General features: G+C 40.0%; 30 protein-coding genes. 20 read left to right on the top strand and 10 right to left on the bottom strand.

Translation table 11 applies throughout. The annotated features are described in order from the left end of the window. The first annotated feature begins 16 nt into the window (after nucleotides 1-16). The 9 genes from QNN06_RS22040 (at nucleotide 17) to QNN06_RS22000 (ending at nucleotide 8086) form a co-directional block, all read left to right on the top strand. Nucleotides 17-709: a CoA transferase subunit A gene (locus QNN06_RS22040; RefSeq protein WP_213120481.1), complete on the top strand. Its 693-nt coding sequence runs from the start codon at nucleotides 17-19 to the stop codon at nucleotides 707-709. Then, nucleotides 694-1359, top strand: coding sequence for a 3-oxoacid CoA-transferase subunit B (locus tag QNN06_RS22035; protein WP_213120482.1), 666 nt, complete (start codon nucleotides 694-696; stop codon nucleotides 1357-1359). The genes QNN06_RS22040 and QNN06_RS22035 overlap by 16 nt, the downstream gene beginning before the upstream one ends. Before the next feature lie 32 nt (nucleotides 1360-1391). Beyond that, nucleotides 1392-2660 (top strand): peptidase, encoded by a 1269-nt coding sequence (locus tag QNN06_RS22030; RefSeq protein WP_213120483.1) that lies wholly within the window; start codon nucleotides 1392-1394, stop codon nucleotides 2658-2660. A gap of 104 nt (nucleotides 2661-2764) precedes the next feature. After that, entirely contained in the window at nucleotides 2765-3619 is an 855-nt protein-coding gene (gene ablB, locus QNN06_RS22025; protein ID WP_213120484.1) for a putative beta-lysine N-acetyltransferase, read from the top strand. A 63-nt stretch (nucleotides 3620-3682) separates the two neighbouring features. After that, nucleotides 3683-5074, top strand: coding sequence for a sigma-54 interaction domain-containing protein (locus QNN06_RS22020; RefSeq protein WP_213120485.1), 1392 nt, complete (start codon nucleotides 3683-3685; stop codon nucleotides 5072-5074). A gap of 164 nt (nucleotides 5075-5238) precedes the next feature. Next, on the top strand, nucleotides 5239-6672 hold the full coding sequence (gene kamA / locus QNN06_RS22015; RefSeq protein ID WP_213120486.1) for a lysine 2,3-aminomutase: 1434 nt from the start codon (nucleotides 5239-5241) through the stop codon (nucleotides 6670-6672). A gap of 12 nt (nucleotides 6673-6684) precedes the next feature. Beyond that, nucleotides 6685-6966 carry a YokU family protein gene (locus QNN06_RS22010; protein ID WP_213120487.1) on the top strand — a complete coding sequence of 94 codons (282 nt, stop codon included), beginning with the start codon at nucleotides 6685-6687 and terminating at the stop codon, nucleotides 6964-6966. Between the two features lie 74 nt (nucleotides 6967-7040). Next, on the top strand, nucleotides 7041-7268 hold the full coding sequence (locus QNN06_RS22005; protein ID WP_213120488.1) for a YozE family protein: 228 nt from the start codon (nucleotides 7041-7043) through the stop codon (nucleotides 7266-7268). Nucleotides 7269-7390: 122 nt separating this feature from the next. After that, the gene (locus tag QNN06_RS22000) at nucleotides 7391-8086 is read left to right on the top strand and encodes a hypothetical protein (protein ID WP_213120489.1); all 696 of its coding nucleotides are present in this window, start codon (nucleotides 7391-7393) and stop codon (nucleotides 8084-8086) included. A 3-nt stretch (nucleotides 8087-8089) separates the two neighbouring features. Here the strand turns inward: QNN06_RS22000 and QNN06_RS21995 are convergent, their stop codons facing one another. Continuing rightward, complete coding sequence (locus QNN06_RS21995) at nucleotides 8090-8254, bottom strand: hypothetical protein (RefSeq protein WP_213120490.1); 165 nt, start codon at nucleotides 8252-8254, stop codon at nucleotides 8090-8092. Nucleotides 8255-8424: 170 nt separating this feature from the next. Between QNN06_RS21995 and QNN06_RS21990 the strand changes: the two genes are divergently transcribed. From QNN06_RS21990 to QNN06_RS21970, 5 genes are all read left to right on the top strand, one after another. Then, the gene (locus tag QNN06_RS21990) at nucleotides 8425-8598 is read left to right on the top strand and encodes a YozD family protein (RefSeq protein ID WP_213120491.1); all 174 of its coding nucleotides are present in this window, start codon (nucleotides 8425-8427) and stop codon (nucleotides 8596-8598) included. Between the two features lie 172 nt (nucleotides 8599-8770). After that, nucleotides 8771-8947 carry a hypothetical protein gene (locus QNN06_RS21985; RefSeq protein WP_213120492.1) on the top strand — a complete coding sequence of 59 codons (177 nt, stop codon included), beginning with the start codon at nucleotides 8771-8773 and terminating at the stop codon, nucleotides 8945-8947. Between the two features lie 11 nt (nucleotides 8948-8958). Beyond that, nucleotides 8959-9789 (top strand): serine/threonine protein kinase, encoded by an 831-nt coding sequence (locus QNN06_RS21980; protein WP_249366969.1) that lies wholly within the window; start codon nucleotides 8959-8961, stop codon nucleotides 9787-9789. Beyond that, nucleotides 9776-10546 (top strand): sporulation protein, encoded by a 771-nt coding sequence (locus tag QNN06_RS21975; protein WP_213120494.1) that lies wholly within the window; start codon nucleotides 9776-9778, stop codon nucleotides 10544-10546. The genes QNN06_RS21980 and QNN06_RS21975 overlap by 14 nt, the downstream gene beginning before the upstream one ends. 829 nt (nucleotides 10547-11375) lie before the next feature. Continuing rightward, a complete protein-coding gene (locus QNN06_RS21970) occupies nucleotides 11376-11699 on the top strand; it encodes a YodL domain-containing protein (RefSeq protein ID WP_213120495.1) in 324 nt (107 codons plus the stop codon). 27 nt (nucleotides 11700-11726) lie between these two features. Here the strand turns inward: QNN06_RS21970 and QNN06_RS21965 are convergent, their stop codons facing one another. Beyond that, entirely contained in the window at nucleotides 11727-11855 is a 129-nt protein-coding gene (locus QNN06_RS21965; protein WP_213120496.1) for a hypothetical protein, read from the bottom strand. A 178-nt stretch (nucleotides 11856-12033) separates the two neighbouring features. On the opposite strand from QNN06_RS21965, the gene deoD reads away from it, so the two are divergent. The 3 genes from deoD (at nucleotide 12034) to QNN06_RS21950 (ending at nucleotide 15399) form a co-directional block, all read left to right on the top strand. Continuing rightward, on the top strand, nucleotides 12034-12738 hold the full coding sequence (deoD, locus tag QNN06_RS21960; protein ID WP_217033437.1) for a purine-nucleoside phosphorylase: 705 nt from the start codon (nucleotides 12034-12036) through the stop codon (nucleotides 12736-12738). A 247-nt stretch (nucleotides 12739-12985) separates the two neighbouring features. Beyond that, nucleotides 12986-14452, top strand: a complete 1467-nt coding sequence (locus tag QNN06_RS21955; protein ID WP_213120672.1) for a lmo1851 family serine protease — start codon at nucleotides 12986-12988, stop codon at nucleotides 14450-14452. Nucleotides 14453-14577: 125 nt separating this feature from the next. Then, on the top strand, nucleotides 14578-15399 hold the full coding sequence (locus QNN06_RS21950; protein ID WP_213120498.1) for a hypothetical protein: 822 nt from the start codon (nucleotides 14578-14580) through the stop codon (nucleotides 15397-15399). A gap of 56 nt (nucleotides 15400-15455) precedes the next feature. On the opposite strand, the gene QNN06_RS21945 is transcribed toward QNN06_RS21950, so the two are convergent. Next, nucleotides 15456-15701, bottom strand: a complete 246-nt coding sequence (locus QNN06_RS21945) for a DNA alkylation repair protein (protein ID WP_213120499.1) — start codon at nucleotides 15699-15701, stop codon at nucleotides 15456-15458. Between the two features lie 93 nt (nucleotides 15702-15794). Here QNN06_RS21945 and QNN06_RS21940 point away from each other — a divergent pair, with 93 nt between their 5' ends. After that, the gene (locus tag QNN06_RS21940) at nucleotides 15795-16271 is read left to right on the top strand and encodes a FixH family protein (protein ID WP_213120500.1); all 477 of its coding nucleotides are present in this window, start codon (nucleotides 15795-15797) and stop codon (nucleotides 16269-16271) included. Between the two features lie 25 nt (nucleotides 16272-16296). On the opposite strand, the gene QNN06_RS21935 is transcribed toward QNN06_RS21940, so the two are convergent. From QNN06_RS21935 to QNN06_RS21915, 5 genes are all read right to left on the bottom strand, one after another. Further along, nucleotides 16297-16656 carry a hypothetical protein gene (locus tag QNN06_RS21935; protein ID WP_213120501.1) on the bottom strand — a complete coding sequence of 120 codons (360 nt, stop codon included), beginning with the start codon at nucleotides 16654-16656 and terminating at the stop codon, nucleotides 16297-16299. Nucleotides 16657-16662: 6 nt separating this feature from the next. After that, complete coding sequence (locus QNN06_RS21930) at nucleotides 16663-17124, bottom strand: Hsp20/alpha crystallin family protein (RefSeq protein ID WP_213120502.1); 462 nt, start codon at nucleotides 17122-17124, stop codon at nucleotides 16663-16665. A gap of 73 nt (nucleotides 17125-17197) precedes the next feature. Continuing rightward, nucleotides 17198-17674: an Hsp20/alpha crystallin family protein gene (locus QNN06_RS21925; RefSeq protein ID WP_213120503.1), complete on the bottom strand. Its 477-nt coding sequence runs from the start codon at nucleotides 17672-17674 to the stop codon at nucleotides 17198-17200. Between the two features lie 28 nt (nucleotides 17675-17702). Then, nucleotides 17703-17945: a spore germination protein gene (locus QNN06_RS21920; RefSeq protein ID WP_213120504.1), complete on the bottom strand. Its 243-nt coding sequence runs from the start codon at nucleotides 17943-17945 to the stop codon at nucleotides 17703-17705. Between the two features lie 17 nt (nucleotides 17946-17962). Further along, on the bottom strand, nucleotides 17963-18205 hold the full coding sequence (locus tag QNN06_RS21915) for a spore germination protein (RefSeq protein ID WP_213120505.1): 243 nt from the start codon (nucleotides 18203-18205) through the stop codon (nucleotides 17963-17965). Between the two features lie 179 nt (nucleotides 18206-18384). On the opposite strand from QNN06_RS21915, the gene QNN06_RS21910 reads away from it, so the two are divergent. Next, nucleotides 18385-19158 carry an SDR family oxidoreductase gene (locus tag QNN06_RS21910; protein WP_284035946.1) on the top strand — a complete coding sequence of 258 codons (774 nt, stop codon included), beginning with the start codon at nucleotides 18385-18387 and terminating at the stop codon, nucleotides 19156-19158. A gap of 112 nt (nucleotides 19159-19270) precedes the next feature. Next, nucleotides 19271-19429 (top strand): hypothetical protein, encoded by a 159-nt coding sequence (locus tag QNN06_RS21905; protein WP_213120507.1) that lies wholly within the window; start codon nucleotides 19271-19273, stop codon nucleotides 19427-19429. Between the two features lie 71 nt (nucleotides 19430-19500). Here QNN06_RS21905 and QNN06_RS21900 read toward each other — a convergent pair whose 3' ends face one another. Both QNN06_RS21900 and QNN06_RS21895 read right to left on the bottom strand, forming a co-directional pair. Then, nucleotides 19501-20058 (bottom strand): GNAT family N-acetyltransferase, encoded by a 558-nt coding sequence (locus QNN06_RS21900; RefSeq protein WP_213120508.1) that lies wholly within the window; start codon nucleotides 20056-20058, stop codon nucleotides 19501-19503. A 310-nt stretch (nucleotides 20059-20368) separates the two neighbouring features. Beyond that, nucleotides 20369-21496, bottom strand: a complete 1128-nt coding sequence (locus QNN06_RS21895) for an amidohydrolase (RefSeq protein WP_213120509.1) — start codon at nucleotides 21494-21496, stop codon at nucleotides 20369-20371. Between the last annotated feature and the right edge of the window lie 137 nt (nucleotides 21497-21633).

Genomic DNA, 21633 nt, shown 5'->3' with positions numbered 1-21633 from the left:
TGGGTGGTGTAAAAGGATGGAAAACCCATTTGGGAAAATCGCAACCTTGGAGAAGGCCATGGAGTTTTTTCATGACGGAATGACGTTAATGTTTGGCGGCTTTGGCGGTGTAGGGACTCCGCCGGGTTTAATCGATGGGATTCTCGAAAAAGGAATTCGCAATTTGACACTAATCGGAAATGACACTGGTTTTCCCCATATTGGAATCGGAAAATTGGTCAGCCAGGAAAGGGCGAAAAAAGTGATTGCCTCTCATATAGGGTCAAATCCATTTGCCGGTCAGTTCATGCATGAGGGAAAGCTCGAGGTGGAGTTTTCCCCACAAGGCATTCTAGCTGAGAGAATTCGTGCGGGTGGTGTGGGACTCCCTGGAATTTTATCCGATATCGGCAAGGACATTGAGCTGGTAGCGGGAGATAAACAGAGGGTCGTGCTGAACGGTAAAGAATATTTAGTTGAGGAAGCATTAACAGCGGAGGTTTCCATCGTATTTGCGAAAAAGGCTGATGAATATGGAAATTTAATTTATGACAAGAGTGCCCGCAATACCAATCCGCTTGTGGCCATGGCAGGTACAATCACGATTGCCGAAGTAGAAGAAATTGTTCCCCTCGGCACTCTTGATGCGGAAGAAATTATTACACCCGGAGTATTCGTGGATTACATCATTCCAACTAAAGGGGTGAACTGGAAATGGGCATGGGAGTAGATATACGTAATAAACTAGCGAAACGTGCCGCCGAAGAAATTCAAAATGGGATGGTAGTGAATCTTGGTATCGGCATCCCTTCCCTCGTTCCTAATCACCTCAAGAAAGGGGTAAACGTTATTTTTCATGCGGAAAATGGCATTACTGGAATGGGTCAAAGTCCGATAAAAGGTGAGGAGGACAAAAACCTTTGCAATGCAGGGGGATTTCCTGTCACGTTAAACATCGGCGGTTCCTATTGTGATAGTGCGGTTTCGTTTGGCATGATCCGCAGCGGCAAAATAGATATCACGATTTTAGGCTCCCTTCAGGTAAGCCAGAAGGGAGATTTAGCGAACTGGATTGTACCTGGAAAGAAGGTCCCGGGGATGGGCGGGGCAATGGAGCTTGCCCAAAAGGCAAAGAAAGTTATTGTCCTGATGAACCACTGTGATAAACATGGCCGCTCAAAAATCGTCAAGGAGTGTACGATGCCCCTTACTTCCAGGGAATGTGTGGATTTGATTATTACGGAATTAGCAGTTTTTCAAGTGACAGAAGAAGGACTGCTATTAACAGAAATATTTGCCCAAGGTAATCTTGAAGATGTAGTCAATAAAACCCAATGTGAATTTGCTATTAGTGAAAATTTGAAAGAAATCCCCTATTAAATGCAGCATAGTTAATAAAGGGAGTGGTGCAGATGCAAAATCATGAAGCTCAAATCAACACTTGGTTGAAGGAGAACCGTGCAAGAGGGGCAAGGCTCCTGCAAATCCTTGTCAGGGAAAACTCCACAAGAGGCAACGAAAGCAGTGCTCAGGCGATTCTCATTGAAAAATGCCGCCAGCTTGGATTAACACTTGATATTTGGGAAATTGGCAGTGAGGAATTAAAAAATCATCCAGCCTACTGCTGTGATCGACAAAACTTTGAGGGAAACCCCAACCTAGTTGCTGTGTTAAAGGGCACTGGCGGAGGAAAATCTCTCATCCTCAATGGTCATATTGATGTGGTTCCGGTTGGCAATGAGTCAAGCTGGGAACGGGATCCCTTTAGCGGGCATATCGAATGCGGAAAACTGTACGGCAGGGGGGCCACCGATATGAAAGGGGGAACCGCCGCCCTTTTAATGGCGCTTGAGTCCATTATTGCCTCTGAAATAAAGCTTAAAGGGGACGTCATTTTTCAGAGTGTTATAGAAGAGGAAAGCGGCGGCGCGGGAACGCTTGCAGCTGTACTAAGAGGATACTGTGCCGACGGAGCGATAATTCCAGAACCGACGAATATGAAAATTTTCCCGAAGCAGCAGGGCTCTATGTGGTTTAGAATTACCGTAAAAGGCAAGGCAGCACACGGAGGAACTCGCTACGAAGGCGTTAGTGCAATCGAGAAATCGGTAATAGCCATTCAAAGATTGCAGCAATTAGAAAAAGACCGGAATGCTAAAATTTCAGACCCGCTTTATCAAAAAATACCAATCCCAATTCCTATTAATATTGGAAAAATCACTAGCGGCGAATGGCCATCATCGGTGCCTGACACTGCTGTGATTGAAGGCAGGATGGGGGTTGCCCCGAATGAAACAATGCAATCTGCTCAGTCTGAAATGGAAGCTTGTCTTAACGAGCTTAATGAGCAGGATTCTTGGTTTAAGAATCATCCTTTAACCATCGAATGGTTTGGCGGCAGATGGCTGCCCGGTAATATGGAAAGCAGCCATCCATTAATGAAGGAGCTTTCTGCGAGTTTCAGAGAGGTCAATGGGGAGGAACCAGTGGTGGAAGCAAGCCCATGGGGAACCGATGGAGGAATTCTTTCAGCCGTGGGGAATACACCAGTTGTTGTGTTCGGCCCGGGGACTACGGAAATTGCCCATGATGCCAATGAATATATCATTCTCGATGAAATGTTTGCCGCAAGCGAGATTATTGCTCTAACAATCTTGAAATGGTGCGGAGTACAGGAATAGTGTTGTATTCTAAAATCAAAATACTGCAGGCGAAATGTCTGGCTTGGAAAAGCCAGACATTTTTCTGAAAAACATAGAAATTTTTAAAAAAAGGGGTGATGATGATGAATCATTTACTAACGACAATTTTTGAAAATCATTCCACCTTCTATATGGAAGTCTGTATTGACCCATTTAATAAACGAATCCGAGTCGACGACTATCGCGGGAATATAAAGCAAATTCTGGTAAGAGCAGAGGAACTCGTCAAACAGCATCAAGTGGAAAAGTTAATCATCAAAGCGCGAATGGAAGATACGATTTCCCTTTTTGAATTTGGTCTTCAGCCTGAAGCGATCGTAGACCATTATTTCCGGGGTTCGGATGCATATTTTTATACAAAATATTATATTTCTGATCGGAAGAAAAACGACCATTGGATGACCGAAGACGCAATCATTCACAGTATTTATCAATTGGATCATGTCCAGCAAAATTTAACCCCGCCAAAAGATTACGAGATTAAAAAAGCTGATGAAAGCCAGGCAACCAAGCTATCTGCTCTTTACAGGCAGGTGTTTCAAATTTATCCAACTCCATTAAATGACCCGGAATATATAAAAAAGACAATGCAGAGTGGGACAATCTATTATGTCTTTTTACATCAGGGGGACATCGTCAGTGCAGCTTCTGCGGAAATAAACGATTTTTATAAAAATGCGGAATTAACAGATTGTGCGACGCTTCCGGAGCACCGGAAATATGGACTGATGAAGCTTCTCCTGAATGAGCTTGAGGGAGAATTAATTAAAAAAGGGATTTTTTGCAGCTATTCAATCGCCAGGTCATTGTCATTTGGGATGAATGCAGCCCTATATCAGCTCGGCTATTCTTACCGCGGAAGGCTCATGAATAATGTCTATATTTATGACAAGCTGGAGGATATGAATATGTGGGTAAAGAATTTGGCAGGCTGCTAGCTTTTTGGCAGATGGTGCCCGTTTTTCGGCACCAGGTATACTGGCGGAGGGGCAGGTGAAATAATGGGCCAATTAACTGCTTTAACACAGGAAGTCCTAAGTGCCATTTTAAAAAGCATTGATGAAGGAATCCATGTGGTTAATATCGAAGGGAAAACCATTTTTTATAATGAAGTAGCGGCAAGGCATGATGGAATGGAGGTGACAGAGGTTCTGGGGAAGCACCTGCTAGAGGCTTTCCCTTCCCTAACAGTAGATTCAAGCACCTTGTTAAAGGTCATCAAGACAACTAAGCCAATCTATAACCAGACCCAAGAATACGTTAATCTACATGGCGCCAGAATTGACACCATGAATACTACCTTGCCAATTCTGCTGAATGATGAAATTATCGGTGCAGTTGAAATTGCAAAAGATTATTCGCGGATGAAACTGCTTGCAGAAAGGCTGCTAGACTTGCAAAAAGGACTGAACAAAAGCAAAGGAAAAAAGATCCCTCCACAGGTCCGCTATACATTAAATGATTTAAAAACGGTAAACCCAAGCTTTAATAGAATGAAGGAGGAAGCCAGGAAACTGGCAAAATCGGATTCTCCTATCCTTGTATACGGCGAATCTGGTACCGGTAAAGAATTATTTATACAAGGAATTCATCATGAATCAAGACGGTCAAACGGACCCTTTATTGCCCAAAATTGCGCTGCCATCCCGGAAACTCTGCTTGAAAGCATGCTGTTTGGAACGGCCAAAGGAAGCTACACGGGAGCCGTTGACAGAAAAGGGTTATTTGAGCTTGCTGATGGGGGCACCCTGTTTCTTGATGAACTTCACGCTATGCCAATTGAATTGCAGGCGAAGCTTCTTAGAGTTTTGGAGGAGGGGATGGTCAGAAGGGTGGGCAGTTCTGAAACTAGTACCGTGGATGTCCGTGTCATCGCTGCGGTAAACGTTCATCCAAATAAAGCTCTTCAAGAAGAAAAACTGCGCTCTGACCTTTATTTTCGCTTAAATGTATTTACCTTTTCTTTGTTGCCGCTTCGGGAAAGAAAGGAAGATATCGTCTATTTATGCAAATTCTTTATACAAGAATTTAATAATAAACTCAAAAAAAATATCCAAGGAATGGAAGAAAAACTGGAATTCTTCTTCATGGATTATCAATGGCCTGGTAATGTCCGTGAATTAAAACATACATTGGAATATATGATGAATGTCTGTAATGGCAGTTTATTAACCACTGAAGATCTGCCAATCATGTTAAAGCAGTATTCATCCCATATAAGAAGGACTGTCAGGGAATGTGTAAATATGTCACTGCGTCAACATATTGATGACCTTGAAAGAAAACTGATCATCGAAGCGATGGAGCAATCCGGCGGCAATGTAAAACAGGCTGCAGAGCTTTTGGAAATCCCAAGACAGACTTTACAATATAAATTAAAAAAATTGAGGTAAGGTTAATTGGTGCCGATTTTTCGGCACCTTTTCATTTTCTAAAAATGAAATAAGTATTCAATTCTTCCTTCCGACCGGCAGAACACAAACGGGCACCTTAGTTTTTCGCTTTGGCACGATACTTGCATAATATTAAAGTAAGCAAGGAGTAGGAGGAATAATGAATGAAACAATTTTTATATAAGCCTGACCGGCATTGGAAAGACATAGAGCTTTGGAAAGATGTAACGGAAGAACAGTGGAACGATTGGCTCTGGCAGTTAACCAATACAATTCGTACCCTTGACGATTTAAAAAAGGTAATTAACCTTACCCCCGATGAAGAAGAGGGTGTAAGAATCTCAACTAAAACCATCCCCTTAAACATTACACCTTATTACGCATCCCTGATGAATCCTGATGATCCGCGCTGTCCAATCAGAATGCAATCTGTCCCAGTCGGAAAGGAAATTTATAAGACAAAATACGATCTAGAAGATCCCTTATATGAAGACGAGGATTCACCGGTTTCCGGATTAACACATCGTTATCCCGATAGGGTTTTATTTCTTGTCACGAATCAGTGCTCGATGTATTGCCGCTATTGTACAAGACGGCGGTTCTCCGGGCAGATTGGCATGGGTGTCCCGAAAAAGCAGCTTGATGCGGCCATTTCCTATATACGGCAGACCCCGCAGGTAAGGGATGTTCTCATTTCCGGCGGAGACGGGCTGTTGATTAATGATAATATTTTGGAATATATTTTGAAGAATTTGCGCGAAATCGACCATGTCGAAATTATTCGCATCGGGACAAGAGCACCTGTTGTTTTTCCACAAAGAATTACAGAAAACCTTTGCAACATTTTAAAAAAATACCACCCTGTTTGGCTAAATACACATTTCAATACTTCAATTGAAATAACGGAAGATTCGAAACATGCTTGTGAAATGCTAGCAAATGCCGGTGTTCCTGTTGGCAATCAGTCCGTTATCCTTTCCGGAATCAACGACAGTGTTCCGATTATGAAAAAATTAATGCATGACCTTGTGAAAATTCGGGTACGGCCATATTATATTTACCAATGTGATTTGTCAGAAGGTATTGGCCATTTCCGTGCCCCAATTTCCAAGGGGCTTGAAATCATTGAGGGACTTCGCGGCCATACTTCTGGGTATGCCGTACCTACCTTTGTGGTAGATGCTCCCGGCGGCGGCGGAAAAATTGCTCTGCAGCCAAATTATCTAATTTCCCAAAGCCCGGAGAAAGTTGTCCTCCGCAATTTTGAAGGAGTGATTACCTCTTATCCGGAGCCGGAAAATTATCTGCCTGGCAGAGCAGATGCCTATTTTAAAGAGGTTTATCCAGATATAGATGAGAAAAAATCGCTCAATGGCATCGCTGGAATTATGAATGACCAGCATTTTAATCTTGTTCCGGAAGGTTTGTCGAGATTAAATCGCCGTAAGGGATACACCGAAGATCCTGCCCACTCCACACTAAAGGATAAGCGTAGCAAGCGGGATGAATTAAAGGAGAAAAAGTATCAAGCGTTAATCCAAAAGGAAAATGAAACGGAGCAAAATACCGAAGTAAATACAGACTCGCCAACAGAGTAGGGAAAGGAGTTGATGGTCTTGGTTTGTGAGTGGTGCAGCAGTGAAAACGTAAAAAGTGTTTCCGGTACAGTTTATTGGGAATTGCCTGATGGCTCGAGGGCAATCGAAATCACGGAGACACCTGCTTTCGACTGTCCTGATTGTTCCATGGTATATCAAAGCGAGGCGACCATTAAAGAAATAGAAGATCAATTATTTTTAATTGACAGCAAGAAGGTTGGGAAGATCATTACTTTTAAGGAGCTTATGAGCATCCCACGCTTATTAAAAAGAAACTATTTTGATTTTTCATAAGTACTGGACACATGGGAGTGGTTGGATTATTATTTATTGATAAAAAGAAGTCTTTTTAGAAAGGCGTTTTATCAATGAATAAATCATTTTACCACTTTTTAATGAAATACCGGCATCCGGCCCCAAAAGACGTAGTCAGCCGGTTTGCCAATCACGCCTATTTGGACCATGACTTTCCTAAATATTCACTGGATTATTATGAACTAACGGCCTATCTTGAACTTAACGGCCATTATTTGGATTCTATGTCAACCTTTGATGAGGCCTGGCAGCTATATACTTTGTCAGAGCATAAAGACTGATAAATCGCCTTCATGATGAGGCGATTTTTTCATTTTAAAAATGTCTAGCGCTTTTAAAAAGATGTTCGCATATACTATTGTAATCAAAATTCACGGCTATTTTTTAAAGGGGAGGAGAGGAAATGACAAAAAGGAAAAAACCAAAGTATAAAATAGGTGATACGGTTGTGATTACAATTTACGGGACTGTAGGCAGAGTGACGGATGTGAAATGGCTGGACGGAGCTTATGTGTATGAAGTCAATAAAAGCCACGGTTTATTTAATGAATCAGCATTGGAATTGCTCTCGGAATATGATGGCAAGGTCTTAGAACAGGAACAAATTGATATAGAATACAAGTTTTTTATCGGCGATTTGGTTCAAGTTAGCGGCTATGGTGCCGATCTTTTTAAAGTGATTGGCTTTCGGACAGAAATTTGGCGCTATAAAGAAGACGCCTGGGAAGATGTCATTTACGAATTGTCAAGGGTAAGTGACGGGGAATGGCTGGAAGTCGGGGAAGAAGAACTGACACTTGTCGCTGATGCTGAAAGTGCAGATACATTTATTCAAAAGCTTGGTCTTTTATACTTAGTGAACAAACAAGATAAAACAACAAAAAGTCCAAATATACAGAACATGGTTAGAAAAGCAGAATTTGAAGAAATTTCTCGCAAAAAGGAGAAAAAAGAATTAATTGATAATCTGTTAGACATATTTAATGACTACCGAATTCTTTATGAATTATTTCAAGATCAAGAATATTATCAAGTTATGCGGGTTATCCTGAAGAAGTTGGAAAGTCTTGTTAATAACGATGGCAAAAGCCATGTCTAGCTGTCAGGTGAATATTTCAAACAATAGATAAAGAATAAATGGAATACCAGCCCATTTAATAAGAGAAAACAAGTAATCTAAGATTTTTTCGAAATATTGGAGGGTGATGCCATCCTCACGATTTACATCTTCTATCCATGCCTCAAACTTCCAAAGTAAATTCGTCATACAATCACCTCGTGGTTATCTTGTTATACATCCTATGCTTGTCCAGCAATTTCAGAACTGAAAAATTTTAATCTTCAATAAAATTCCACCTCGAACCAATTAGACATCCCAAAGTAACTAGCATGAAAAAGCTTTAACGGTCATACATTCTGTAAAAAGGGGGCGATGACTTGAGAGAAATTGAAGTATTTATTGATACAGAAGAAATTGCTGAATTTTTCTTTCACGAACTTGTCAAAAGAGGATACGTTCCTAGCGAAGAGGAATTAGAGGAAATCGCAGATATTACGTTTGAATATCTAATTGAAAAAAGCATTATTGATGAAGAAGTACAGGATGATTAAGTTATAACCGCTTTCCTAAAAAAATGACTATTATATAGATGAAAACGAAAGACGAGCAGTCCCTGCTCGCTTTTTGTTTTATAAGGGTAAAACGTCCTATTAATTTAAAAAATCGCGAAACCTTTTTTTGTCCCTCTCGTATATATGAATACGAAAGAATGGGGGGATATGGATGTTCAAAAAAATCCTTAAATCAATTTTTAAAAACCAGCTGCATCATCAAAAGTATGGGTCTTCAAGTGATTATTGGAAAAAAAAGAACCATTATAAGCACAGCCAGATGGGGCATTATCATTATAAAAAGAAACATAAAAGCGGCAGCTTCCTCTCTAGTTTCTTTAGCAGTTAACTGTGAAAAAAATGGCCGAAATGTATAAAAGGTTAATTTTAGGTTTATCAAGTTTTATTGAAAAGCCGTTTTCCAGTGAAGAAATAATTTCTGGCCGCTATAAGGTGATGGAGCATCTTGGGATGGGAAGTTACGGCCATAGCTATTTAGTACTTGATCTTTCCTCCCAAGATTATAAAGTTTTAAAAGCATTAAGGCTTCATAAAAGAATCACCAAAATTGGCCTGAGAGGGTTTGAATTTGAAAAGGAATTGCTGAACTCCATTCACCATCCGGGTTTCCCACATTACTTTGAGGGGGGTACATATAAACATATACCGTATTTTACAATGGAATATCTCAAGGGTAAGAATTACGAGCAGCTTATTTTCTCTGAGGGATGGAAGTTATCTGAAAGAGAAGCTTTTTCCATTGCCTATGAGCTGCTTGAGATGATCGGCTATCTTCATGAGCGGAATATTGTTCATAGGGATATCCGGATTCCAAATGTAATTTTTGACGGGGCAGCGATTAAGTTAATTGATCTGGGTTTGGCCAGATCTTTGGATGAAGTCGGAGGTAAAAAATCCAAGGAATCGAACCCCCGGAAAGAGCTGAATTTCCAGGCTGATTTTTATGGTCTGGGTCACTTTCTGCTGTTTTTGATATATTCAAACTTCTCATTTCCCGAAAATGGGAAGGAAAAGAGCTGGGAAGAGGAGTTAGACATAACAGATAATGCTAAACACATTTTACGAAAATTGCTCATGCTTGAGACACCTTATGACAATTGCGTACAAGTAAAAAAAGATATACAAAATCTTATGACTGATTTAGGAGGAATGAACAATGTCATTCTTTAACAAAATGTTTGTCAGTGTTGGAATTGGCGCGGCGACAGTGGACACGAAGCTTGAAAAGGACACTTACATGCCGGGAGAAACAGTGAAAGGTGTTGTAGAAATAAAAGGGGGTAAAGCGGATCAACAGATTGATGAAATTTACCTTGCTTTAAATACTACCTACTTAAAAGAGTCTGATGACCGTAAGTATACGGTTACTGCCACCATCGACCGTTTCCGGATCACCACACCGTTTACAATTATTGTGAATGAGAAAAAGGAAATCCCGTTTACGTTTCAGTTGCCATTTGATACTCCGCTATCTATTGGAAGGTCTAAAGTATGGGTTTCCACTGGATTAGATATTAAAGGGGCTGTGGATCCGGGGGACAAAGACTATCTCAAGGTTGTCCCCAACCCGTTAATGTCTGCGGTCTTTGATGCTGTCGACAGTCTTGGATTTAGAATTCGTGAGGCCGATTGCGAGGAAGCGCCGAGAAGATTGCGCGGGCGCCTGCCTTTTGTTCAAGAATTTGAGTTTGTTCCGGTATCCGGACCATTCCGTGGACGCTTAGATGAGCTTGAAGTTGTGTTCTTCCCTGCGGGAAATGGCGGACTTGACCTAATGTTCCAGGTCGACCGCAAGGCAAGAGGACTTTCCGGATTATTCTCAGAAGCACTCGGAACGGATGAAACAAACGTAAGAATGACCGTTACCAATTCTGATCTCCCATCTCTAAGTCAGCAAATCCAAAATGTGATTGGCAGATATTCTTAATAATTAATAAGTGTTAAACAATGGTACCATTGTCAGGCTGTCGTGAAACATCGATAGCCTTTTATTTTATCCGCCTTTTATAATGATTCACCGCGTAAATAAAAGGCCTTTCAACAAGACTGTTGATTGGCGCTCCAGGCACTACGCTTTCCGCGGGCGAGACGGGGAGCCTCCTTGTCGCTTCGCTCCTGCGGGGTCTCCCCTGCCCCGTACTCCCGCAGGAGTCTTCGTGCCTTCCGCGCCAAACAACAGGTGTATTTAATTAAAACTTCAACATTACAAGATGAAACAAGTATCTTCTAATCAGAGTTGATGAAGGACAAAATTAAAGGAATATTCGAGAGAAATGTCCCTCATGAGGCCGATGAAGGACAAATTCAAAGGAATCGAATAGAAAATGTCTCGCATAAAAGCTACACACTTGCCAGGTTCGAAAAAGCGTGTGGCTAAAACGCAGGTTGATTTGCCTCCCTGTTGATTGGAGCGGAGGGCACTCGACTCCTGCGGGATATAGAGGTCACTGGAGACCCCGCAGGCGCCTAAGCGCCGAGGAGGCTCCAGGACCTCCCCGCGGAAAGCGAGTGCCCGGAGCGGAAATCAACAGGCCCGTTGGCAGGGATAATCTATAAAAATTTGGTAATTTAGGTTTGGACAAAATTCAAAAATTGCCGAAAAAAATTCTAGAAAATCCGACTATAGTACAAGGTACCATTGTTTTTTTATAAAAAACTTCTTTCGACAAAATTAGTGTTGTTTCTTTGAAGGAATCGACAATACCCGTCTTTAATTATTAAAATAGACAAATTATTCAAATAATTGGAGGGGTATTATGATCAAAATGCTGACAAGAAGGACCTGTATTCAATATGATGTGACGCTCTTTCAAACTCCAAAACATCGCGAAAGGAAAGGGCATAAACAGGTTTACCGGACAACCATTCAAGCGGGCAGCAGAGAACAGTGTCTTCAGGAAACCTTTAGCCAATTTAATGTTACAGATCGAATCCCTCCCAAGTATAAAGGAAGATTTCTATCCACATGGGATATTGTTTTAATTGATGAGGGACGCGGCGGTCAATATTACTTTCAACTTCAGCCTGGCGGCTGGTACCCGATAAATAGAATTGTTCTTTTAACAGATAAGGAAGGCTGACCCGTTTTGTCAGCCTCTTTTAATGCATTAGTGCTTTCTGCCTCCAGTAGCACTATCCTCTTTTGCATGTGCCTCATGTTCAGCAATGATGGCTTCCGGCGGCACGTGATTATTTTTTTTCTGCCCGCGAATTCGGTTTCGATGTTTTTTTCCCATTTTCAAACCTCCAATAGATAATTTTCAAAATATAATTTTGGACCTACAAATATAATTCCCCACAAAAAATAAAAAATCATGTTTTTTCTCATTTTGGTTTTTATTAAAAAAAGCTGTATGTTATAGTGACTATGGTGCAACATGTTATTGCACATACATAATAAGGAGGGTTCCATTGATGAGTGTACATATCGGCGCAAAAGAGCATGAAATTGCTGAAACAGTACTTCTTCCGGGAGATCCGCTTCGTGCCAAATACATTGCTGAGACGTTTTTAGAGGAAGCAGTGTGTTATAACGAAGTTCGGAATATGTTCGGATTTACTGGTACATATAAAGGGAAAAAAATATCTGTTCAAGGAACAGGAATGGGAGTTCCGTCCATTTCTATATATGTGAATGAATTAATCCAAAGTTATAATGTGAAAAACTTAATTCGGGTCGGTACATGCGGTGCCATCCAAAAGGATGTAAAGGTTCGTGATGTCATCTTGGCCATGACCAGCTCAACTGATTCTAACATCAATCGGTTGACTTTTGGGCATGTTGACTATGCGCCTGCGGCAAATTTTGATTTATTGAAAAATGCCTATGATGCAGGGGTGCAGAAGGGGCTTAACTTAAAAGTTGGCAATGTTTTTACTGCGGATTCCTTTTATAACGATAATGCCGAGCTTGAAAAGTGGGCGAAATATCAAATTCTTGCTATTGAAATGGAAACAACAGCCCTTTATACTCTTGCAGCTAAGTTTGGCCGGCGAGCACTGTCTATTTTAACTGTCAGTGACCATATTTTAACCGGTGAAGAGACAACGGCCGAAGAAAGACAATTGACCTTTAATGATATGATTGAAGTCGCATTGGAAGCATCTATTAAGGAATAATCGACATAACCCCCTTCCCGACGTGAAGGGGGTTACTATTTTTAATTAATATTTAATAATTTTTTCATTAACTTTTCTTTGTTAAATTTATTAAAAAGATGTTATTCTAAACACTAAGGGTAAATTTTTTAGATTTTATAAAGTGCTTTAAAATAATAGCGAGTCTTGACTTTGCTAGTTAAGAAAGCAAGTCCGCTTCTTATTTTGATGGTTAATGAAAGTGGTGAAGGCTTTGGAAGAAGAGAAAATGGATCAGGAAAAAGTTGAGCAGGAGCAAATGACGGATAACAATAAGCCGGGATATATTCGTTTAAAAAGATTTCACTTTATTATGCTGCTTTTTTTGATTGTTTTTTTATCAGCAGGAATCACTACAGTTGCCCTTTCATTTGGTGATGAAAAAGTAGTGACAGTTAACAACGACCGAAAAGAATTTGCAAAACTGTATGAAGCATTTGACACCTTGAATAAGGATTATTACAAAAAAGTAAATGATCAAAAGTTGATTAATGGAGCCATTAACGGAATGGTGGAATCCTTGGACGACCCTTATTCTGATTATATGAGCAAAGATGAGGCCAAGAATTTTAATAACAGCATTTCTTCATCATTTGAAGGTATTGGCGCCGAGATTCAAGAAAAAGACGGTCATATTATGATTGTCTCGCCGATTAAAGGGTCCCCAGCGGAAAAAGCCGGTTTACAGCCGAATGACATTATTCTATCTGTTGATGGAAAAACCATTCAGGGCATGACATCTACTCAGGCTGTAACCATTATTAGGGGGAAGAAGGGATCGAAGGTCGAATTGTCCATTAAGAGAGCAGGACAAGATACCCCGATTTCTGTACCGATTATTCGCGATCAAATCCCGATTGAAACTGTCTATGGGGAAATGGTTGATGACAAAATCGCGAAAGTGCAAATTACAAGCTTTTCAACTAATACCGCAAAAGAATTGACAAGTACTTTAAATGATTTGCAAAAGAAAGGGATGAAAGGTCTTGTATTAGACCTTAGACAGAACCCAGGCGGTCTTTTGGACCAAGCTGTAAGTATATCGAGTATGTTTGTCCCGAAAGGAAAAGTGATTGTAAAGGAAGAAGATCGCAATGGGAAAATTAAAGAAATTGCCTCGCAAAATGCGGGCAATCCAAATCTTCCTTTAGTTGTCCTGATTGACAAAGGCAGCGCCAGTGCATCTGAAATCCTTGCTGCAGCCGTTAAAGAATCGGCTGGTGTTACTTTGGTTGGCGAAAAATCGTTTGGGAAAGGAACTGTGCAGACTGCTTCCAATTTCACAGACGGGTCCAACCTGAAATTTACGATTGCCAAGTGGCTGACACCTAACGGAAATTGGATTCATAAAAAAGGGATTAAGCCTGATGTGGAAGTGGCATTACCGGATTATGCATCCTTGTCAATCATTAATCCTGACAAAGAGCTGTCATTATCTACATCTTCAGCTGAAGTGCAAACCGCTCAAAAAATGTTAAAAGCCATTGGTTTTGACCCAGGCCGTGAAGACGGATTCTTTGATGAGAAGACAAAAGAGGCCGTTACCGCATTCCAAACCGCCAATAACCTGCCGGCTGATGGAATCTTAAAAGGCGACTCTACCATGAAGCTGATGGAACTATTAAGGGAAAAAATCAAATCTGACGATACCCAGGTTCAGAAAGCAGTCGAAGTCCTAAAAGAAAAAATGCAATAAATAATGGCCTGCCACCACTCTGCTTAAGTTAAGCAGCGGGGGCAGGCCTATTAAATTTAATGAATGAATATGACTTCTTCAGGTAACTCTTTAAATAGTATATTTTTTGTATTAAGGAGGATTTAATGAAGAAGATATCCATCATTTGGCTATTGATCGGCATCCTCCTCGTTGGGCAAAGGGTTCAGGCCGATAGTGATATCAGTTATAAAATCGAAATGCTTGATTGGAAACAGGTCGATGAAATATTGCCGAGGTATTCTAAATTTACCGTCATCGATCTGGAAACGGGGAAACGGTTTAAGGTGCAGCGGCGTGCTGGCAGTAATCATGCTGATGTCCAGCCATTAACAGTAAAAGATACGAAAATCATGAAAAAAATTTATGGCGGAAAATGGAGTTGGAAACGCAGGGCGATAATCGTCATGGATCAAAAAGACAATTGGATTGCAGCTTCCATGCATGGGATGCCCCATGGAGCCGGTGCTTTAAAAAATAATTTTCCGGGTCATTTTTGCATTCATTTTTATGGGAGCACAACGCATCGGACAAATTCCATGGATTTATCCCATAAGCTGATGATTCTCAAATCAGCCGGAAAATTGGACGATTATCTAGGAGAAGCCAATCCTTACGAGGTAATCAATGCTTACATAACCGGCTTTAAACAACAGGATGCAAGCATTATTTCAGAGGCTTCGGTGCAAAATATCCGTTTGAAGCCAATTCTAAAGAATATTGAAAATGTTAGAATTTCACGCATGGAATTATTGCCGCCAGAGGATTTATCAGAAGAGATTAGCTTGGAAGTTCCCGTTGAAATTGATTGGGTGATAAAAAATCGCGGCCGACAAATCTATAAAGGAGCTATCCATTTGGTGCGATTTTCTCCTGCAGATGCTTGGAAGGTTGATTCAAAGCAATTTATTAAAGAAAATAACTTATAAACAAAAAACACCTTAATGAGAGGAGATTCCTCCATAAGGTGTTTTTTAGTGAAATACTAGATTGGCTGTTCGCCATGTTTGATAAATGTTCGTTCATCTTCAATTAATCCGCAGGCTCCGCATTGAACTCGATAATCAGGTCCGTTGTATGGAAGATGAAACGGTTCTAACTCATTACTGGCGTATTCTCGAACGACGGAGCCCGACTGAGGATCCATTTTTACGGAATGAGATACTTGTTGAATAATATTAAAACGGCTTCGATTGGTTTTACAATTTGGACATCTGTATGGTGTTGTCATAGGTTTCTCCTTTCATTGACTTGTTAAAATCTATTTTTTGCAATAATATTGGTAAGTATGTACAATTCAAGTGAAGAGACTGGAGGGATATAATTGAAAAAATATCTTTGGTGTGTGCTGTCTATTCTTTTTTTAATTTTGGCAGCCTCTTGCGGTAAACAGGAAAATCATAACGCAGCCAATAAGCCTCCGCAAATAATAGAGGTAGCCCTCACTATTAAACCGGAAAAAGCAGAACCAAATAAGCCGGTTATATTTGAGGCAAAGGTAACTCAAGGAAAAGAAGCAGTTGAGGACGCAGATGAAGTGACGTTTGAGATTTGGCGGTCAAAAGACGAAAAACATGAAAAAATCAATGTTAAACATGCGGAAAATGGAATTTACCGATTAGAAAAATCCTTTCCAACAGAAGGTACCTACTATGTAATTTCCCATGTGACTGCAAGAGACATGCACAGCATGCCCAAAAAGGATTTCGTTGTCGGAACACCAAGTGAACCAGAAGACCCAAATGCCAGCCACTCAAATATGGATATGAAAGGTCACGACAATTCTACTAATGGACATTAAAAAAGACAGCCCTTGGCTGTCTTTTTTAAACCTCAGCATCTTTTATGCCTTTCTTTTCAAGCTTTTCTTTTATCTTAGCCTTTATTTCTTCGGAAAAATCTCCTTCATACGATGTTCCAACTGTTAAATGTCCTGAGAGTTCATTAATATCTAACTGACCAAAATTAATGATGCTATCCTGCTTCCCCACTGTCAATTTTTCAATCAAAGGTTTATTTAGATTATGCCAATTTAAATTATCGTTTTTTACATTCTGTTTCTTTGACTCTGTTTCTTGTTTAAATTCCTGTATGGCTGCCTTAAGAGCAGCAATTCTTTTCTCTAACTCGGAAATTTTTTTATGCCCTTGCATCTTGGTGAATTTTCCAGGGAAAATTTGCATCATTGTACTTTATTCAGGATCGGTAGAATTAAAGGTAATAGGAATGTCTTCAACTTCTTCTAGATTAATGGGCATAAAAATCATTAAAATCCCGTTTTTAATATCTGTCTTTATTTGTTGGCAGACCGTTGGATACGGAAGTATTAATTCCTTCTTAAATTTCCGATTAGCCCGTTCTTTAATATGATACTTGCGATTAGTCTGCAGTGATTTAAATTCCCCTTTGATGGTAAGCACCTGCTGCTGGATGGATATATTGAGATGATCCCGTTCCAATCCGGGGACCTCGGCCTCAAGGATCAGCATATTATCCTCCTCAAATAAATCACATTTTGGAAAAAAATCGCTGATGGTTTGTGGATTGAAAGGGGCTGCAGAAGTTTGCTTGGAATCGAAAATATTGTTCCAAAAATCCTCAGATTGGAAGCTATGCGCTGCATCCATCCATTTTTTTAATTTATCAATCTCCATCATATCACCCCTTGAAAATGGCCAGTTATTTCATCTTATTAATTTGATAAAAAAAACATGCAAGAAATTAGTATTACAAAATTTCCGTTACATCAATCTGTGAAAACTGCATATCAATATTTTTCGGGATTTTTACTTCAAGGGTGCCATCTTTATAGTTTGCTGCTGCACCTTTCTTTTTGACAATGGCTGGGAGGGTGATGGTGTGTTTATCTCCGGGCTCGGGGATGTGTTCGAGAATAAGCTGATTTGACGTATGATACAGGCGAAGTTTTTTGATCCATTCTTCATCTTTAATGGGGATCCTTACAAATACGTAATCGTGTGTCTCAAAGGCTGAGGAGTTTAATGCCCCGGTTCCAGGCTGAGAAGTGGAGGATTGCGGCCCAAAGCCACTGAACATTTCCTGCGGGTTCATCATTCCTTTCATATTTCCGGGTAAAACCTTGCCAATGATATCCTGAACGTATTTGTCAATCTCATCTGGTTTCATTTTTTGAAGAGATTCCCTCACGTCTTTGTTAAAAGGGAACATATTCCATGGGAACATAACATTACATCCTTTCGATTGCTAAAATTTATATTTGATTCAAAATCGGGGCTGAAGGGTTTGCAATTTGGTCCTGATCGGTAATATCAATATCGGTATAAACATTGACATGACCGGAGGATGAAGGGGATAAATCACCAAAAGCCATATTCGTACCGATTAATTTTTGGTTGGAGGTATGGCTGTTTTGGACAATCGGGCCAAAATCAATGTTGGCATTATTATTCATGGCATTTGTTTTAATGTTAAATATATTAATTTGAAAAGGCATGATAATTTTTCAGTCCTTTATATGGGATTTGAAAAGACGTTAGATGGATTCGCGATATCTCCCATATCATTGATGTCCGGATCAATAAAGACATTCTCCATAGCAGCAGTCGGCGGTGCGAAATCTCCATAGGAAGCATTTTGTCCCTGGGATTTAGTATTGGCCGTATGAGCATTATGAAGTGCGTCACCGATGTTGACAGACCCATTGTTTGAAACACTGTTGATTTTAAAGCTGAAAATGTTGATAACAGTCTGCATGCTGTCACATCCTTTACACATTGTTACGGTATAGTATGCAGATGAATGCCCATAGGTTATTAAATCTTGGGATTACCATCCAAGGATTTTGTCCAGTCCAAAGTAAATATTTGCATAAATAGAGGATTCTTTTTAACATATAGTATAGGGTGAAAATATATTTAGAGAGGTAATTGTTTGTGGAAAAACGAACAGCTTTGATTACAGGAGGGGTATCTGGAATAGGAAAGGCAACAGCCTTCCACCTTGCAGAAAAAGGGTATCAGCTTGTAATCAACTATCGTAATAGTGATGCAGAAGCAAATTCTTTAGCAAAGCAATTAGACAGTCAATTCGGAACAAAAAGCCTTGCCGTTCAAGGTGATGTCGCCAATGAAGGGGATTGTCACCGCATTGTAAAGGAAGCCGTATCAGCATTTGGGTCCATCGACGTGTTTATACATAATGCAGGTCCATATGTACATGAGAGAAAAAGACTTGCGGAATATACCTTTGACGAATGGAATTATATCCTTCACGGAAATTTAAGTTCTTTTTTTTATTTATCTAAAGAGATTATCCCTTTAATGCGAAAACAAAAATGGGGAAGAATTATTACATTGGGCTTTGACAGGGCAGAAACTGCTCCTGGCTGGATTTACCGGTCAGCCTTTGCATCTGCAAAAACTGGCCTAGCCTCCTTAACCCGGACCATTGCGTTAGAGGAAAGAGAATACGGCATTACAGCAAATATGGTCTGTCCAGGGGATATCACAAATAAATGGAAAGAAAAGAATATTATGGAAGCCACAGAAGCGAAAATCAGTGCAGCAGCATTCGAAAGACAGGGAACTGGCGAAGATATTGCTCGTGTGATCGGTTTTATCGTAGAGGAAAAGTCTGATTTTATTACGGGTAGCATTATTCCCGTTACCGGGGGTAGTGATGTTTTAGGAAAAGTTTTTAAAAGTTGATTTAGACACTGGAAAATGATTTATAATTTTTTGAACTATTTGATAGTCAAGTATGATAGCAGCTCCTTTTGTTAATAATAGTAAGTAATCATCGATGAAAGGAGCAAAGAGTATGAGTTTTAACCTCAATCGAATTAATCCTAATCAAACCCAAGTGTTTTTTCATGATGGCCGCTTTGAAACGCTGACAAACGAGGAACTAGAAGAATTTTTGCTCCATATGGGTCTTAGTGATATAAATGAATCAATGGAACAAAACGTAACGGAATAATTTGTCATATTACTAAAAAAAGGCAATCGGGGTTTTAATAACCACGACTGCCTTTTCTTGCACAATCAGCTTTATGCTTCCAGACGCTGAGATTCTCCTAAATTTGAGCCGTTTCGCAGTAAATTTAAGGTATAAAGATCTTTAGGAATTTCATATAGATCAAAAATGTCACCATTTGCATTTAATTGTTCATACAACGATTTTCTAGCTTCATTTGCTTTCATAACATAGGGGAGTTTTTCCGCAGCTTTTATGGAGCGAATATTAACTTTACGGATTCTCATAAAAACTGTTTCGATGCCTAATTCATAAAATAACTCTTGAAAAAATGCGTCTTTAGCTAAACTATTGTAGCCTTTACCATGATATGGTTTTCCGAGCCATGTTCCCAGAAATCCGGCGTTGCCCTCAACATCAAATAAGCTGATGGTCCCAATTGGTGTTCCCCATTCATCAAGGATCGTCCGGGATATGATCTCCCCGCGCTCTTCGGCTTCAATGGTTTGTTTTGTCATAAATAAAAATTCCTCATAGGAAGCGGCTTTTTGGCGCACAAAAGGGAAGACATCTGGATGCGTAATTAGATCGTATAATTCGTGGCTGTCATGTACATCGCGTTTTTTTAACATGATTATCCCTCCATTTAGGGCATTCCGATCCCATGTCAAAAGAAGCGGTCCACCCTCGAAATTTTTTTAAGTTTAAAAAAAATTTCGGGGTGGGAATCGAACCCACTAGAACCAGTCATAACTGGTGGCGCACCATTTGCCTTCCCAATTTTCAATTGTTTGTGTAAAGCAGATTTTGATTGTAAACCCCCAATGGAATTACGCTAATGAAATCAGTTTCACCTAGAAAATCATACAAGAAAAATTTCAAAAAATAAATAGTTATTTGTAGGATTTTTGGTGAAATTTTTTACCATTTTTCAACAAATTTCTACGAATCCTGATAGATGAATTCACCGCCAATCATTGTCCATAATGGTTTCGCCAAATAATGAAAAGGGTGTTGGCTCCATAGGACCACATCCGCCTCTTTTCCTGCTTCAATACTTCCTACTCTGTGATCGATTTTCAGATTTTTGGCCGGCAGGATTGTGATACCTTCAAGCGCCTTCTGTTCCGGTAAGCCTTCCCTGATGGCAAGACTTGCGCAAATATTTAAATATTGAATGGGTACATATGGATGGTCAGTTGTAATCGATACATCAATACCATGCTTGGTAAGCTCCTGATAAGTTTTCCATGTTTTGTTTTTTAGTTCGATTTTCGATCTCCGCGTTAAAGTCGGGCCAACCGATACCTGTAAGCCAAGACCGGAAAGCTCATTCGCTATTAGATGCCCTTCCGTACAGTGTTCAATTCGCAAATCAAGATTAAACTCTTCAGCGAGCCGTAATGCAGTAATTATATCATCTGCACGATGTGCATGGATTCTCACAGGTATTTCTCTTTTCAGTGCCATAACGAGGGGGTTAATCCGAAAATCATCAGGATTATCCGTGTTAATGGCTTGATAGAAAGCTTCTCTAAGCATCCCCATGATTCCCATTCTTGTTATGGAATTACTGTTTCCATGACTGTGAATTCGCTTCGGGTTTTCCCCTAGGGCAATCTTTAGCCCTGCCGTCTCTTCGACAATCATTTTTTTGATATTCTTTCCGGTAGTTTTGATGATGGCGGTGGTTCCGCCAATCACATTGGCACTTCCCGGCATAATATGGACTGTGGTGATGCCACTTTTTACCGCATCTGTAAAAGCAGGATCTAGTGGATGAACCCCATCAATGGCCCTAATGTGCGGCGTCATTGGCTCATGTGTTTCGTTGGCATCGTTGCCGGCCCAGCCTGTACCTTCGTCATACAAACCCAAATGGGTGTGAACGTCAATAAATCCAGGAAAGAGGCAGTGCCCTTCGCAATCAATTATTTGGATGTCTTCGTCATAGGTGATGTTTTCGTCTACTTTTATTATTTTTCCATTTTCAATTAATACATCACCGCAGCGGATCGGTGCAGATGTAACCGGGTAAATGGCCGCGTTTTTTAAAAGTAATTTTTTCATAAATAAAACCTTTCTGAATGTGTTTATAGTATTTTATCCATTTTAACAAGGGAGAAGTGGTTATTAAAGGCTTTTTCATTATTTTTCCGGTGTTTTTTGGTACTAATGACACATTTAAATATGCTTTGCGTAATAGT

This window comes from Neobacillus sp. 114, assembly GCF_030127045.1.
GTDB classification, from domain to species: Bacteria; Bacillota; Bacilli; order Bacillales; family Cytobacillaceae; genus Neobacillus; species Neobacillus rhizophilus.
Note: the sequence above shows the minus strand (reverse complement) of the source record. Positions and strands in the feature narration are given on the sequence as shown.

Excerpts from the sequence above, each read along its gene's own strand:
- QNN06_RS21970 (WP_213120495.1), top strand. The coding sequence starts at position 11,376 with ATGATCAAAATGCTGACAAGAAGGACCTGTATTCAATATGATGTGACG.
- ablB (WP_213120484.1), top strand. The coding sequence starts at position 2,765 with ATGAATCATTTACTAACGACAATTTTTGAAAATCATTCCACCTTCTAT.
- QNN06_RS21895 (WP_213120509.1), bottom strand. The coding sequence starts at position 21,496 with ATGAAAAAATTACTTTTAAAAAACGCGGCCATTTACCCGGTTACATCT.
- deoD (WP_217033437.1), top strand. The coding sequence starts at position 12,034 with ATGAGTGTACATATCGGCGCAAAAGAGCATGAAATTGCTGAAACAGTA.
- QNN06_RS21965 (WP_213120496.1), bottom strand. The coding sequence starts at position 11,855 with ATGGGAAAAAAACATCGAAACCGAATTCGCGGGCAGAAAAAAAATAAT.
- QNN06_RS21925 (WP_213120503.1), bottom strand. The coding sequence starts at position 17,674 with ATGTTCCCATGGAATATGTTCCCTTTTAACAAAGACGTGAGGGAATCT.
- QNN06_RS22040 (WP_213120481.1), top strand. The coding sequence starts at position 17 with ATGGAAAACCCATTTGGGAAAATCGCAACCTTGGAGAAGGCCATGGAG.
- QNN06_RS21905 (WP_213120507.1), top strand. The coding sequence starts at position 19,271 with ATGAGTTTTAACCTCAATCGAATTAATCCTAATCAAACCCAAGTGTTT.
- QNN06_RS22035 (WP_213120482.1), top strand. The coding sequence starts at position 694 with ATGGGCATGGGAGTAGATATACGTAATAAACTAGCGAAACGTGCCGCC.
- QNN06_RS21985 (WP_213120492.1), top strand. The coding sequence starts at position 8,771 with ATGTTCAAAAAAATCCTTAAATCAATTTTTAAAAACCAGCTGCATCAT.
- QNN06_RS21920 (WP_213120504.1), bottom strand. The coding sequence starts at position 17,945 with ATGCCTTTTCAAATTAATATATTTAACATTAAAACAAATGCCATGAAT.
- QNN06_RS21930 (WP_213120502.1), bottom strand. The coding sequence starts at position 17,124 with ATGGAGATTGATAAATTAAAAAAATGGATGGATGCAGCGCATAGCTTC.
- QNN06_RS21995 (WP_213120490.1), bottom strand. The coding sequence starts at position 8,254 with ATGACGAATTTACTTTGGAAGTTTGAGGCATGGATAGAAGATGTAAAT.
- QNN06_RS21915 (WP_213120505.1), bottom strand. The coding sequence starts at position 18,205 with ATGCAGACTGTTATCAACATTTTCAGCTTTAAAATCAACAGTGTTTCA.
- QNN06_RS22010 (WP_213120487.1), top strand. The coding sequence starts at position 6,685 with ATGGTCTTGGTTTGTGAGTGGTGCAGCAGTGAAAACGTAAAAAGTGTT.
- QNN06_RS21955 (WP_213120672.1), top strand. The coding sequence starts at position 12,986 with ATGGATCAGGAAAAAGTTGAGCAGGAGCAAATGACGGATAACAATAAG.
- QNN06_RS21950 (WP_213120498.1), top strand. The coding sequence starts at position 14,578 with ATGAAGAAGATATCCATCATTTGGCTATTGATCGGCATCCTCCTCGTT.
- kamA (WP_213120486.1), top strand. The coding sequence starts at position 5,239 with ATGAAACAATTTTTATATAAGCCTGACCGGCATTGGAAAGACATAGAG.
- QNN06_RS22000 (WP_213120489.1), top strand. The coding sequence starts at position 7,391 with ATGACAAAAAGGAAAAAACCAAAGTATAAAATAGGTGATACGGTTGTG.
- QNN06_RS22030 (WP_213120483.1), top strand. The coding sequence starts at position 1,392 with ATGCAAAATCATGAAGCTCAAATCAACACTTGGTTGAAGGAGAACCGT.
- QNN06_RS21900 (WP_213120508.1), bottom strand. The coding sequence starts at position 20,058 with ATGTTAAAAAAACGCGATGTACATGACAGCCACGAATTATACGATCTA.
- QNN06_RS21975 (WP_213120494.1), top strand. The coding sequence starts at position 9,776 with ATGTCATTCTTTAACAAAATGTTTGTCAGTGTTGGAATTGGCGCGGCG.
- QNN06_RS21980 (WP_249366969.1), top strand. The coding sequence starts at position 8,959 with ATGGCCGAAATGTATAAAAGGTTAATTTTAGGTTTATCAAGTTTTATT.
- QNN06_RS21945 (WP_213120499.1), bottom strand. The coding sequence starts at position 15,701 with ATGACAACACCATACAGATGTCCAAATTGTAAAACCAATCGAAGCCGT.
- QNN06_RS22005 (WP_213120488.1), top strand. The coding sequence starts at position 7,041 with ATGAATAAATCATTTTACCACTTTTTAATGAAATACCGGCATCCGGCC.
- QNN06_RS21935 (WP_213120501.1), bottom strand. The coding sequence starts at position 16,656 with ATGATGCAAATTTTCCCTGGAAAATTCACCAAGATGCAAGGGCATAAA.
- QNN06_RS22020 (WP_213120485.1), top strand. The coding sequence starts at position 3,683 with ATGGGCCAATTAACTGCTTTAACACAGGAAGTCCTAAGTGCCATTTTA.